Source organism: Streptomyces sp. NPDC056061, from assembly GCF_042266885.1.
Lineage (GTDB): Bacteria > Actinomycetota > Actinomycetes > Streptomycetales > Streptomycetaceae > Streptomyces.
The window spans coordinates 120,618-133,268 of record NZ_JBHJWQ010000002.1 but is presented as its reverse complement, the minus strand read 5'-3'; the positions used below and the strand labels follow the sequence as shown (position 1 = coordinate 133,268).

Here is a 12,651-nt window from a genome sequence, read left to right as displayed (position 1 = left end):
GGACGAAGCCCGTCTCCCCACGGGGAGACGGGCTTCGTCCGTCGTACGGGACCGGGTCGCCGGGCCGCCGTTTCGCGGATCAGACGCTGCGGAACGCCAGGACCACGTTGTGGCCGCCGAACCCGAACGAGTTGTTGATCGCGGCGACGGGCCCCTCGGGCAGCGGACGCGGCTCGTCGCGCACGATGTCCGCCTCCACCTCCTCGTCGAGGTCGTTCACGTTGATCGTCGGCGGGGCCATCCGGTGGTGCAGCGCCAGAATCGTCGCGACGGTCTCCACGCCGCCCGCGCCACCGAGGAGGTGACCGGTCATCGACTTCGTCGCGGAGATCGCGACGTGGTCGAGATCGTCGCCGAGGACCTTGCGCAGCGCCTTCAGCTCCGCGACGTCGCCCTGCGGCGTCGACGTGGCGTGCGCGTTGAGGTGCACGACCTCGGACGGCTTGAGGTCCGTCTGGTCCAGCAGGTTCTGCAGCGCGGCGGCGATGCCGCGGCCGCTCGGCTCGGGCTGCGCGATGTGGTGCGCGTCCGCGGACAGGCCCTGGCCCAGCACCTCGCAGTAGACCTTCGCGCCGCGCGCGGCGGCGTGCTCCGCCGACTCCAGGACGATCACGCCGGCACCCTCGCCGAGCACGAAGCCGTCACGGCCGGTGTCGTACGGACGGGATGCCTTCTCGGGCTCCTCGTTGTTCTTGGACATCGCCATCATGTTGGCGAACGCGGCGATCGGCAGCGGGTGGATCGCCGCCTCGGTGCCACCGGCGAGGACCACGTCGGCACGGCCGGTGCGGATCATCTCGACGGCGTACCCGATCGCCTCGGCGCCGGAGGCGCAGGCGGAGACCGGAGTGTGCACACCGGCCTGGGCGTTGACCTCCAGGCCGACGTTGGCCGCGGGGCCGTTGGGCATGAGCATGGGCACGGTGTGCGGGGAGACGCGGCGTACGCCCTTCTCCTTCAGCACGTCGTACTGGTCGAGCAGGGTGGTCACGCCGCCGATGCCGGAGGCGATGACCGAGCCCAGCCGCTCGGGCCGGACTGCGTTGTCCTCACCGGCCTTGCCGGTGAAGCCGGCGTCCGCCCACGCCTCCCGGGCCGCGATCAGCGCGAACTGCGCCGAGCGGTCCAGCTTGCGGGCGAGCGGACGGGGGAGTACCTCGCCCGGGTCGACGGCCGCGAGGGCAGCGATCCGGACGGGAAGCTCGGCGAAACGTTCGCCCTCGAGAGGCTTGACGCCGGAACGACCGGCCATCAGACCTTCCCAGGTCGACGCCGAGTCGCCACCCAGCGGAGTGGTTGCGCCGATACCGGTGACGACCACGGTGCAATTGGTCGAGCTCACTGGAAAATCTTCTCCACGTGTAGAGGGTCGTGAATCAGCGGCGCCACCGCCGGGTGGCGACACAGGAGCCGGCCCGATCAGGCCTGGTGCTTGAGGATGTAGTCGGCAGCATCGCCGACCGTCTTGAGGTTCTTGACGTCCTCGTCGGGGATCTTCACGTCGAAGCGCTCCTCGGCGGCGACGACGACCTCGACCATGGACAGCGAGTCGACATCCAGGTCGTCGGTGAAGGACTTGTCCAGCTGGACGTCCTCGACCGGGATACCGGCGATCTCGTTGACGATCTCCGCGAGACCTTCGACGATCGCTTCCTGAGTGGCGGCCATGTTGGCGCTCCTTCGGTGTTTATCTGCAGGGTTCGGACGTCCGGGCCGAATGGCCTGGTGTGTCTAGGGGAGGGTAACGACCGTTGCGGCGTAGACGAGACCCGCCCCGAAGCCGATGACGAGCGCGGTGTCCCCGCTCTTGGCCCGTCCGGTCGCCAGAAGCCGCTCCATCGCGAGCGGAATCGAGGCGGCGGAGGTGTTGCCGGTGGTCTCCACGTCACGGGCGACCGTGACGTGCTCCGGCAGCTTGAGGGTCTTCACCATCGAGTCGATGATCCGCATGTTGGCCTGGTGCGGGATGAAGACGTCCAGGTCTTCCGGGGCGATCCCGGCCGCGTCCAGCGCCTGCTGGGCGACCTTCGCCATCTCGAAGACGGCCCAGCGGAAGACCGCCTGGCCCTCCTGCGTGATGGCCGGGAACTTGATGTTGCCCTCGGAGTCGAGGGGCAGTTGCGACGTGTCGCCGATGTGGAACTTGTCCCACGGAACGGTCTGCTTGATCGTGCCGGCCTTGTCGCCCTCGGAACCCCACACGGTCGGGCCGATGGCCGGAACCTTGGAGGGGCCCACGACGACCGCACCGGCGCCGTCGCCGAACAGGAAGGCCGTCGCCCGGTCCTCCAGGTCGGTCAGATCCGACAGCCGTTCCACGCCGATGACCAGGACGTATTCGGCCGAACCCTCGACGACCATGCCCTTGGCGAGGGTCAGCCCGTAGCCGAAGCCCGCACAGCCCGCCGAGATGTCGAACGCGGCGGCCCTGTCGGTGCCCAGCTTGTCGGCGATCTCGGTGGCGATCGCGGGCGTCTGCGAGAAGTGCGAGACGGTGGAGACGACGACGGCGCCGATCTGGTCGGGACGGATCCCGGCGTCGGCGATGGCCTTGCCGGACGCCTCGATCGACATCGCGGCGACGGTCTCCTCGTCGTTCGCCCAGTGACGGGTGGCGATGCCGGAACGCGAGCGGATCCACTCGTCGGACGAGTCGATCTTTTCGAGGATCACCTCGTTGGGCACGATCCGCGTCGGACGGTAGCCGCCGACACCCATGATCCGTGCGTAGGGGGCGCCCTGGGCGGGCTTGATCTTCGACATGCTCTCGGGCTCCTTAGGCACCCGCGTGCTCGATGATGAGCGCGCGGGCCGCGTCGAGGTCGTCGGGTGTCTTGATCGCGAGGGTCTGCACACCGGGCAGAGCACGCTTGGCGAGACCCGTGAGGGTGCCGCCGGGGCACACCTCGACGAGCGCGGTGACGCCCATCTCCTTGAAGGTCTCCATGCACAGGTCCCAGCGCACCGGGTTGGCCACCTGGCCGACCAGCCGGGAAACCACCTCGTCGCCGGTGGCGACGGCCTTCCCATCGGCGTTCGAGACATAGGTCACGGACGGATCGCTGATCTTCAGCTCCAACGCGGCCTCGCGCAGCCGCTCCACGGCGGGCGCCATGTGACGTGTGTGGAAGGCGCCGGCGACCTTGAGGGGCACCACCCGGCGCACGCCCTCGGGCTTGTCCTCGGCCAGCGCGGCGATCTGCTCGGCGGTGCCCGCGGCGACGATCTGACCGCCCCCGTTGACGTTCGCCGCCGTCAGGCCGAGCTTCTCCAGGTGCGGAAGGGTGACCTCCGGCTCGCCGCCGAGCAGCGCCGCCATGCCGGTCTCGGTGACCGCGGCGGCATCCGCCATGGCGAGCCCGCGGGCCCGTACGAGACGGAGTGCGGCCTCGTCGCCGATGACGCCCGCCAGCGTGGCGGCGGTGATCTCACCCACGCTGTGACCTGCGACGATGTCGGCCGTCGCGTCGAGCGCGGCGGCCGAGAGCAGACCTGCGGCGACCAGTAGCGGCTGAGCCACCGCGGTGTCGCGGATCTCCTCCGCGTCGGCCTTCGTGCCGTAGTGAACGAGGTCGAGCCCGATGGCCTCGGACCAGGCCGCGATGCGGTCGGCGGCACCGGGGAGGTCGAGCCAGGGAGTCAGGAAGCCGGGCGTCTGAGCGCCTTGGCCGGGAGCGACGAGTACGAGCACCCTCACACTCTCTCTTGCGAACGGCCCGGAACGCCCGTGGGGACAGGGACGAAGAACCGTAGGGGGAATTGTTGACGTTCGACAAAAGTCTAGGACCGGGCATCTCCGACAGCCAGACGCCCGAGAATCAGGGCGATTCGCAGCGTGAACGCCGAGCGCACGTCCGACGGCGACCACCCGGTGACGTCTGTCACACGTCGGAGCCGGTAGCGCACGGTGTTGGGGTGGACGAACAGCATCCTCGCCGCGCCCTCCAGACTGCTCGCCTGCTCCAGATACACACTGAGCGTTTCCAGCAGGGCGGAGCCCGCTTCCTCCAGCGGTCTGTAGATCTCCTCCACCAACTGCTCCCGCGCGGCGGGGTCGCCCGCCATGGCACGTTCCGGGAGCAGATCGTCGGCGAGCACCGGCCGCGGGGCGTCCTGCCAGGCGCGGCACGCCTTCAGACCGGCCGCCGCCGCCTGCGCGGACCGGGTTGCCGCCAGCAGGTCGGGGACCACCGGCCCGGCGACGACCGGGCCCGCCGCGTACGGGCCGATCAGTGCCTTCGCCACTTGCAACGGGTTGTCGCTGCCGCCCGCGATGACCACCAGGCGGTGGCCGAGCACTCCGGTCAGGACCTGGAGCTTGGCGTGCCTGGCGGCCCGCCGGATGGCCTCCACGGTCAGCTCGCTGTCGCCGTCCGGGGCGGTGCCGAGCACCACGCAGACGTGCTCGGGGGAGTTCCAGCCGAGCGCGGCGGCACGTGACACGGCACCCTCGTCGGCCTCGCCGGACAGCACCGCGTTGACCACGAGCGATTCCAGCCGGGCGTCCCAGGCGCCGCGCGCCTCGGCGGCCTGGGCGTACACCTGGGCGGTCGCGAAGGCGATCTCCCGCGCGTAGACGAGCAGCGCCTCGCGCAGCGCGGACGTGTCGCCGGGCGCCGCGACCTCGTCGATCGCGGCCTCCATGACCTCGATCGTGGTGCGCACCATCTCGACGGTCTGCCGCAGGGTGATCGCCCGGGTCAGCTCGCGCGGGGCCGTGCCGAACACGTCGGTGGAGATCGCCTGCGGGGTCTCCGGGTGCCGGAACCACTCGGTGAACGCCGCGATACCGGCCTGGGCCACCAGGCCGATCCAGGACCGGTTCTCCGGGGGCATCGCCCGGTACCACGGCAGCGTCTCGTCCATGCGGGCGATCGCGTTGGCGGCCAGGCGGCCGGAGGACTGCTCCAGCCGCTTCAGGGTCGCGGCGTGCAGGTGGGCGTCGTGCGCAGCGGGCTGCTCAGGATCGGGTCGGGACACGCACACAAGACTGCCCTATCCGGCCACCGGTACGACGGGCCGGGGCGGTGGCGGGTCGTACCGCCCGGTAACGACGGTGTGCGGGCCGGTGACGGCACGGAACCCGAGGTCGGGGCGGTGACGGTACGGGAGCCGGGGCGGGCCGGTGCCGGAGTTGGGGGCGTGGTGTGCGGGGGCCGCCGCGACCGGCCGGGCCGGGCTACCGTGTGCGGGTGATTTCCGTACAGCGTTCCGAGGACCGTTTCCGGGGCGGGGACGAGGCGGCCGGCATCGTGTCCCTGCACGCGTTCTCGTTCGGCACCTTCTACGACCCCGACAACCTCCGCTTCGGCCCGGTCATGGCCTGCAACGAGGAGCGGCTCGCTCCCGGCGCGGGCTTCGACGAACACCCGCACAGCCACACGGAGATCGTCACCTGGGTGATCGAGGGCGAGCTCACCCATCGCGACTCGACCGGCCACGCCACCACCGTGCGGGCCGGTGACCTCCAGCACCTGAGCGCCGCGGCGGGCGTCCGCCACGTCGAACGCAACGACGGCGACCGGCCCCTGACGTTCCTCCAGATGTGGCTGGCCCCGCTGGAGTCGGGCGGCGAGCCCGCGTACACGACCGCCCCCGCCCTCGCCGACGCCACCCCGTACCCGCTCCCGGCAGCGGGCGCGACGCTCCACGTCCGCCGACCGACCGGCGGCGAGCGCGTGGCACTGCCGGACGCGGACCGGGTGTACGTGCATGTCGTGTCCGGACGGGTACGGATCGGCGACGCGGAACTGGAACCGGGCGACGCGGCCCGGATCACCGGGGGGACGGGCCTCGAACTGGTGGTGGCCGGACCGGACGCCACCGGCGGCCCGGTGGGGATCGGTGGGGCCGCCGGGACGGATGCCGCCGAGGCCCCGGCGCGGGCCGCGGGCGCGGCCGAAGTACTGATCTGGGAGCTCCCGGCCTGAGCGGAGCCCGCGCCTTCCCACACGCCGTCGTCCCGATGCGGCACCCCGAGGCTTCTCGACTGCCGCCGGCTGTCCGAATCCCCGCCTACTGCTATGCGCCGGACACGGGTCAACTCGGAGGTTCGCCCGGAACAGAGTGGGAGAGCCGAAGGGAAGGGCACCAGATGGCAGACAGGGCATCGGCGCAGGCGGCTTCGGCGGGAGTACGACAGCGGCCGTGTGGGAGCGCTTCGACGCGCAGGTATTCCTCAAGGGCCGTCCCTCGGCAACGAAGGTCCAGGCCGCGTTCCGTTCCTCCTACGATCTGCCTCGGGTTGACGCTGTCGCGGTCGGCACGGACAACAGCAATCACCTGCGGGAGCTGACCGAGGCCCTGGCGTACGAGGCCGACGAGAAGGTGCTCCGGGAGTACCGGCAGCTCCTCAAGGCCCGTCAGTCCGCCCGAAGCTCTCGCAGCAGCTGCTCCGCATCCCTCCGTGCGGGACCCAGGCGAGGATCCTCGGCATCGGCGTAGGGGCCGAGGATCTTTGCTGCGACGAACAACGTCATCAGCTTGCCGTCCCGGCTTTCCAGGTCCTCACGCCGCTCGCTTCGGACGCGATCGGCCAGAGCCGGGACGGCGAGGGAGGCCCCCCACAGATTTGCCGCGTCCAGGCCGCGCGGGGCCATGCCCCAGTCCTCCCAGTCGAACACGCAGAACACCGGCGCCGTCATATTCGCCCAGTTGAGATCCGCGTGGGCCGGACGCCATTCCCCCACGGCCGCGTCGACCCCGGGGAAGACGCCGTGGACCGTTCTCGTGATCAGTTCCTGTGTGAGCGTCTCGGTGTCCGGTGTCGCGATGCGGTTGGTGTGCTGCGTGGCGAGGGCATTCAGGGAGGTGTTCAGTGCGGCCCACCACTCATCGGGCAACTGCGGATCCTCCGCCAACACGGCGCTGCCCACCGGCGGCCCCGGCAGCAGCTCCGTCTCGTCCGCCCGCCACATCACCGCCTCCGTCTCGTCCCGCCATGCGACGCCGACGAGCCAGGCCGGCTTCGCGATCCCGCGCAGGGCCTCGGCGGACGCGGTGCCATCCCCGCCCTGGACCCCGATCCGGTCGAGTCCTCGCCGCTCGATGCGTACCCATGTATCGCGGTCCGTGCGTGCCCCCAGAGACCGGCGCTTGCGCACCACCGTCTCCTGGTCCAGGCACACCCCCAGCGACCGCTCCACACGGTTCAGTACGGCTTCCACAGGCTCCTTGCGCAGATCCACCGAACGCAGTGTCATACGCCGGAACGTACCAAGTCGCAGCTGCACGTCGAGGAAGATTCGAGGCAAGGCGCACTCTCGGTGAACGGAAAGGGTTCGGGACGACCACCCGTCGTCCCGAACCCTCTTGCCGTACCAACTCTTCCGGCCGCCTCAGCGCAGCCCGTCCACGAAGGACTGCCAGGCGCGGGCCCCGACGGTCAGGACCGGGCCGTCCGGGTTCTTGCTGTCGCGGACGGGGACGGCGCACGGCAGCCCGTCGACCACCTCGACGCATTCGCCGCCGGTGCTGCCGCTGTAGCTGGACTTGCGCCAGGCCGCGCCGCCGGTGATGGTGCACTCGACGCAGTCGCCGCCGGTGTTGCCGCTGTAGCTGGACTTACGCCACCGCGCGTTCTTCAGCTCGGAACCGGTCTCCATAACGCTCCTCCATCACGCGGGTGATCAGGGCCGCGGAGTCCTCGACGGAGAGGGCGGCGGCCTGCAATCGAGCGTAACGGAGCGCGGCCTCCCTGACGGTGTCGGGGCTGGCCGTCATGTGGCCGGAGACGATGTCCTCCGTGTAGACGATGTCGGGATCGTCCTCGAAGCGCATCGTGGTGAACGACCCGTCCAGACTGGCGTGTTCACCGGCCGCGAAGGGCAGCACCTGGATCTGCATCCAGCGGTGGCCGGTCACGTCCAACAATCGCTGGAGTTGCCTCCGCATGACCTCCGGGCCGCCGATCGGCCGATGCAGCACCGCCTCGTCGAGCACCGCCCAGGTAAGCGGCGGCCGTTCCCGCTCCAGAATCCGCTGACGCTCCATCCGGGCCGCCACCTGACCGTCGAGATCCTCGGGCATACCGGTCGCCAGAACGGCCCGCGCGTACTCCTCCGTCTGCAACAGCCCGTACACCAACTGCGCCTGGTACGTGGAGATGTACGTGGCACACGACTCCATCTCCGCGTACGGCTGGAACCAGCTCGGCAACTGGCTGCGCAGCACCAGCCCGATCAGCCGGGAGAACACCCCGTCCGTCCCGAGCGCCGCGTCCACCCGTTCCGAGAAGTCGCGGGTGGGCACCTTTTTCGTCGTCTCGATCTGGCCGATCAGCGAGCCCGTGCAGAAGATGCACCTGCCGAGTTCCGTCTGGTTGAGGTTGTTCGCCTCTCTCAGGCGGCGCAACTCCCAGCCGTAGTAGTCCAACGGGGAAGCGCTGGGGTCGAGTGTCTGGATGTTGGCCACGGCGGGGGCACCTCCGGCGTTCAACGCCTCACGGCGTTCGTTTCACTGCGTAGCCGAGGGTAGCCAGGCCACTCCACTCTGGTGACATGAATCACGTAACTTCACCCCCGGCCGCCGAGCTGCCGGAGCCGACCTACCGTGCCGACTTCGCGATGGGCGAGCACTCCGCCCGCCACCTGCGCCGCATCCTGCGCCTCTACCTCACCGGTTGGGGCCTGTGCGACGTGGCCGACGCGGCGGAACTGGCGCTCACCGAGCTGATTGCCAATGTCGTACGGCACGTGCCCGGCCGCCGCTGCCAGACGCTCATCTTCCTGCTCCCCGACGGGGGCGTGCGCGTCGAGGTCGCGGACGCGTGCCCCGAACTGCCGTGTGTGACGGTCGGTGACGTTCTGGACGAGGGCGGGCGGGGGCTGGTGCTGGTCGACGCCGTCACCGACCGGTGGGGCACCGACGTGCGACGCGACGGGCGCGGTAAGACGGTCTGGTTCGAATGCCTTTCCGCCGACGCGGCGAAGGCCGCTGCGGCGTCGTCCGCCCTCGTACCTCCGTCGCCGTGACGTGCTCGTACCAGTAGGCGGTGCCCTCGATCCAGGGGAGCTTGTCGTCCGGGCCCGGCTTGCCCGCGAACTCCAGCGCGCGGGCGCTGAGCGGCGCTCCCCGCTCCTCGTAGTCGCGGGGGTCTTGCGGTGGGCGTCCCGGTCGGCGTTGTCGCGCTTCTGCCGCGGCGCCTGGCTGTTGATCATTTCCAGGGTGTCACCGGCGAAGGTCTCCGACTCCGGCTGCCGCCAGGTTGTTGCCCAGGGCGTACGGGTCCCTCGCGTAGTTGTAGCCCTTGCCCTTGACGTTCGCAGCCGCCTCCAGCAGCGCCCGCTTCGAGCTGTTCAGGAACGCGGAGTGCTTCTTCCGCTCCTCCTCATTCATCCCGAGCGTGGCGGCGAGTCGGGGCCGAGATGACGACATGGCTGGCGGAGGTGTACGCGCGGGCGCCGGCCTCGGCAGCGGAGCGCTGCGCGGCGGCGCCGGTGTGCAGCCGTACGTCGGAGAAGTCCGCGCCCAGCCGCGCCTCCATGTCCGCGCGGACCGCCCCGCCCAACGGCTTCCCGGCCGAGCGCAGCACATCCGGCACCGACGAGCGCCGACCCGGGGCGGGAGACCCCTCGCCCCCCGTCCCCTCCCACGCGCGGCGCTGCGTCTCCAGCCCCCGTACCGCGGCGGCTTTCCCGAGGGAACGTTGCAGCGCGCCGAGCGGGTGCGCGGTCGGCGGGCCGGGTACGTCCGGCCGGGCGGCGGTCCGGGTGCCGCCGTACCCGGCGACGGGGCCGACACCGACTGCCGGACCGTTCGTCGGCACCTGGGCGTGGCCCACGGGGGTGGGACGTACGACGTCGTCCTGCCGCTCGTGTGTGCGCATGAACCGATGGTCGGCCATCCCCGCGCCGGACGGGAGGGGTTCCCGGGCTATCCCGTTCCGTCCCGCAGGTTCACCCGTCCCGCACCGGACTGCCACCGGCCGCTGCGCGAACGACCCGTCCCGGAGCCTGCCGGGTGGGGACCCGGCGGCTACGCGAACGGCCCGTCCCGGCGACCCGACGACGGCCCGCCTCAGCGGCCGGAACGCAGCTCCGCGAGCACCGCGTCCGTGAACGCCGGCCACACCTCCACCGCCCACGGGCCGAAGGCCCGGTCGGTCAGCGCGACGCACGCCGCTCCCGCGACCGGGTCGACCCAGAGGAACGTGCCCGACTGCCCGAAGTGCCCGAAGGTCGCGGGCGATGACGAACTCCCCGTCCAGTGAGGGGACTTGTGGTCGCGGATTTCGAAGCCGAGTCCCCAGTCGTTGGGGTTCTGGTGCCCGTAGCCGGGCAGCACGCCCTTCAGGCCGGGATGCTGGACGGTCTGCGCGTCCAGCATCGTGCGCGGGTCGAGCAGCCGGGGCGCCTGCATCTCCGCCGCGAACCGCACCGTGTCGTCCACGGTCGAGACGCCGTCCTTGGCGGGCGAACCGTCCACCGTCGTCGACGTCATCCCCAGCGGCTCCAGCACCGCCTGGCGCACGTACTCCGGGAACGGGATGTCGGTGGCCTTCGCGATGTGGTCGCCGAGCACCTCGAAGCCCGCGTTGGAGTACAGCCGCCGGGTGCCGGGCGCGGCCGTCGTACGGTGCTCGTCGAACGCCAGCCCACTGGTGTGCGCGAGCAGATGCCGGACGGTGGCCCCCTCGGGCCCGGCCGCCTCGTCCAGCTCCACCGCGCCCTCCTCGTACGCCACCAGCGCCGCGTAGGCCGCGAGCGGCTTGGTCACGGAGGCGAGCGGGAACCGGTGCGCCGTCGGGCCGTGCGTACCGACGACCGTGCCGTCCGCTCGTACGACGGCAGCCGCCGCGGTGGGGACGGGCCAGTTGTCGATCATCGCCAGGCTCTGCATGCGTACGAGCGTAACGGGCCGCGCGGCGAGGTCACCGTCCGGAAGGGCCCCGCCGCGGGACGGGGAGCGGAGCCCACGGGGGACGCGGGGTGCGCCCGACGACGAAGAACAGCGAGGGCATGGAGTCGGCGCGGTGAGGACGAGGCCGTTGTCTCTTCTGTCCGTCCTGCCGTCTTCCGTTTGCCGGCCTGCCATTCGGAGTCCGGTACGCGGGGCGAGGTGGTGGAGGGCAGAGCGGCCGATCTCGGTGGTGCCGAAAAGCGCGGCCCGTTTCCGGGCTGCGCTTGCTTCGAGTGCACTCCAAGGTTTTAGCGTGGAGGGCATGACGGTGATGGAGAGCATTCCCGCGACGACGGCGACGGACATCTGCGCCTCGGCACCCCCGGCGCATCCGCGCCCCGATGGACAGGACCGCTACACCATCAGCGAGGTCGTCGCCTTCACCGGGCTCACGGCGCACACCCTGCGCTGGTACGAGCGGATCGGGCTGATGCCCCACGTCGATCGGTCGCACACCGGTCAGCGCCGCTTCACCAACCGTGACCTGGACTGGCTGACCTTCGTCGGCAAGCTGCGGCTGACCGGGATGCCGGTGGCCGACATGGTCCGGTACGCGGAGCTGGTGCGTGAGGGCGAGCACACCTTCGAGGAACGGCAGGAGCTGCTGGAGGCGACCCGCCGCGACGTCCGGGCGCGGATCGCGGAGCTCCAGGGGACGCTCGCCGTCCTCGACTACAAGATCGACTTCTATGCGGGTGCCCGACGGGCGCCGGAAAGGCCCTGTGCCTGATGACTGACAACAAGATCGCCACCGTAATGCTCGGCAGCAACGGCCCGCAGGTCGGTGTGCAGGGACTCGGTTGCATGGGGATGAGCGAGTTCTACGGGGACACCGACGAGGCTGCCGCCCGCGAGACACTGGAGACGGCGCTGGCGGCCGGCGTCACGCTCTTCGACACCGCCGACGTCTACGGCAGCGGGGCCAACGAAAGGTTCCTCGCCCCGTTCTTCGGGGCGCACCGGGACGAGGTCACCATCGCCACGAAGTTCGCCATCGAGCGGAAGGACGACGACCCGCACTACCGGGGCGTGCGCAACGACCCCGCGTACATCCGGCAGGCCGTGGAGGACAGCCTGCGCCGCCTGGGCGTCGACGTCATCGACCTCTACTACATGCACCGCCGCGACCCCGCCGTCCCGCTCGCCGAGTCCGTCGGAGCGATGGCCGAGCTCGTCCAGCAGGGCAAGGTCAAGCAGCTCGGGCTGAGCGAGGTGACCGGCGCGGAACTGCGCGAGGCGCACGCCGTGCACCCGATCGCCGCCCTCCAGTCCGAGTGGTCGCTGTTCAGCCGGGACGCCGAGCGCAGCGCCGTGCCCGCCGCCGTCGAGCTCGGGGTGGCCGTGGTGCCGTACTCGCCGCTCGGCCGGGGCTTTCTGACCGGGGCGTTCGCGGACGCGGCCAAGGAACTGTCGGACGGCGACTTCCGCAAGTACCAGCCGCGCTTCACCGGTGACAACGCCCGCACGAACGCGGCGCTGCTGGAGCCCGTTCACAAGATCGCCGCGGCACACGGCGCATCGGCCGCGCAGGTGGCCCTGGCCTGGGTGCAGCAGCGCGCCCAGGTGCACGGTCTGACCGTGGTCCCGATCCCCGGCACCCGCAAAAGCAGTCGGCTGCTGGAGAACGTGGCCGCCACCCGGCTCGTCCTCACCGACCAGGAGCTGGCCCTGCTGGAGCCGATCGCCGGGCAGGTGGCGGGGGACCGCTACCCGGACATGAGCAACACGGCCACGGCGCGCGAGTAGTACGTG

Annotated in this window: 15 protein-coding genes; 4 read left to right on the top strand and 11 right to left on the bottom strand. The window is 70.9% G+C overall.

The genetic code is table 11. The annotated features are described in order from the left end of the window. Positions 1–79: 79 nt before the first annotated feature. The 5 genes from fabF to ACFC79_RS04695 all read right to left on the bottom strand — a co-directional run bounded on the left by fabF (position 80) and on the right by ACFC79_RS04695 (position 4,980). Positions 80–1,342 carry a beta-ketoacyl-ACP synthase II gene (gene fabF / locus ACFC79_RS04715; protein ID WP_376235195.1) on the bottom strand — a complete coding sequence of 421 codons (1,263 nt, stop codon included), beginning with the start codon at positions 1,340–1,342 and terminating at the stop codon, positions 80–82. 77 nt (positions 1,343–1,419) lie between these two features. Then, the gene (locus ACFC79_RS04710; RefSeq protein ID WP_376235192.1) at positions 1,420–1,668 is read right to left on the bottom strand and encodes an acyl carrier protein; all 249 of its coding nucleotides are present in this window, start codon (positions 1,666–1,668) and stop codon (positions 1,420–1,422) included. A gap of 63 nt (positions 1,669–1,731) precedes the next feature. Continuing rightward, entirely contained in the window at positions 1,732–2,763 is a 1,032-nt protein-coding gene (locus ACFC79_RS04705; RefSeq protein WP_376235189.1) for a ketoacyl-ACP synthase III, read from the bottom strand. Between the two features lie 13 nt (positions 2,764–2,776). Beyond that, on the bottom strand, positions 2,777–3,691 hold the full coding sequence (locus ACFC79_RS04700; RefSeq protein WP_376235187.1) for an ACP S-malonyltransferase: 915 nt from the start codon (positions 3,689–3,691) through the stop codon (positions 2,777–2,779). Between the two features lie 89 nt (positions 3,692–3,780). After that, positions 3,781–4,980, bottom strand: a complete 1,200-nt coding sequence (locus ACFC79_RS04695) for a PucR family transcriptional regulator (RefSeq protein ID WP_376235185.1) — start codon at positions 4,978–4,980, stop codon at positions 3,781–3,783. A 212-nt stretch (positions 4,981–5,192) separates the two neighbouring features. On the opposite strand from ACFC79_RS04695, the gene ACFC79_RS04690 reads away from it, so the two are divergent. Then, positions 5,193–5,930, top strand: a complete 738-nt coding sequence (locus ACFC79_RS04690) for a pirin family protein (RefSeq protein ID WP_376235182.1) — start codon at positions 5,193–5,195, stop codon at positions 5,928–5,930. Between the two features lie 432 nt (positions 5,931–6,362). On the opposite strand, the gene ACFC79_RS04685 is transcribed toward ACFC79_RS04690, so the two are convergent. The 3 genes from ACFC79_RS04685 to ACFC79_RS04675 all read right to left on the bottom strand — a co-directional run bounded on the left by ACFC79_RS04685 (position 6,363) and on the right by ACFC79_RS04675 (position 8,412). Next, on the bottom strand, positions 6,363–7,202 hold the full coding sequence (locus tag ACFC79_RS04685; protein ID WP_376235179.1) for a hypothetical protein: 840 nt from the start codon (positions 7,200–7,202) through the stop codon (positions 6,363–6,365). A 135-nt stretch (positions 7,203–7,337) separates the two neighbouring features. Then, entirely contained in the window at positions 7,338–7,604 is a 267-nt protein-coding gene (locus ACFC79_RS04680) for a DUF397 domain-containing protein (RefSeq protein ID WP_376235177.1), read from the bottom strand. Beyond that, a complete protein-coding gene (locus ACFC79_RS04675; RefSeq protein ID WP_376235174.1) occupies positions 7,564–8,412 on the bottom strand; it encodes a helix-turn-helix domain-containing protein in 849 nt (282 codons plus the stop codon). Before ACFC79_RS04675 ends, ACFC79_RS04680 begins: the two co-directional genes overlap by 41 nt. Positions 8,413–8,498: 86 nt before the next feature. Here ACFC79_RS04675 and ACFC79_RS04670 point away from each other — a divergent pair, with 86 nt between their 5' ends. Further along, the gene (locus ACFC79_RS04670) at positions 8,499–8,972 is read left to right on the top strand and encodes an ATP-binding protein (RefSeq protein ID WP_376235172.1); all 474 of its coding nucleotides are present in this window, start codon (positions 8,499–8,501) and stop codon (positions 8,970–8,972) included. 196 nt (positions 8,973–9,168) lie between these two features. Here ACFC79_RS04670 and ACFC79_RS04665 read toward each other — a convergent pair whose 3' ends face one another. The 3 genes from ACFC79_RS04665 to ACFC79_RS04655 all read right to left on the bottom strand — a co-directional run bounded on the left by ACFC79_RS04665 (position 9,169) and on the right by ACFC79_RS04655 (position 10,839). Further along, on the bottom strand, positions 9,169–9,336 hold the full coding sequence (locus ACFC79_RS04665) for a hypothetical protein (RefSeq protein ID WP_376235170.1): 168 nt from the start codon (positions 9,334–9,336) through the stop codon (positions 9,169–9,171). After that, positions 9,329–9,826, bottom strand: coding sequence for a DUF4157 domain-containing protein (locus ACFC79_RS04660; RefSeq protein ID WP_376235168.1), 498 nt, complete (start codon positions 9,824–9,826; stop codon positions 9,329–9,331). Before ACFC79_RS04660 ends, ACFC79_RS04665 begins: the two co-directional genes overlap by 8 nt. Positions 9,827–10,017: 191 nt before the next feature. Then, positions 10,018–10,839: a serine hydrolase domain-containing protein gene (locus ACFC79_RS04655; protein WP_376235166.1), complete on the bottom strand. Its 822-nt coding sequence runs from the start codon at positions 10,837–10,839 to the stop codon at positions 10,018–10,020. A gap of 322 nt (positions 10,840–11,161) precedes the next feature. Here ACFC79_RS04655 and ACFC79_RS04650 point away from each other — a divergent pair, with 322 nt between their 5' ends. Next, entirely contained in the window at positions 11,162–11,629 is a 468-nt protein-coding gene (locus ACFC79_RS04650) for a MerR family transcriptional regulator (RefSeq protein ID WP_376235163.1), read from the top strand. After that, positions 11,629–12,645, top strand: a complete 1,017-nt coding sequence (locus tag ACFC79_RS04645; RefSeq protein ID WP_376235161.1) for an aldo/keto reductase — start codon at positions 11,629–11,631, stop codon at positions 12,643–12,645. Before ACFC79_RS04650 ends, ACFC79_RS04645 begins: the two co-directional genes overlap by 1 nt. The last annotated feature ends 6 nt before the right edge of the window (positions 12,646–12,651 follow it).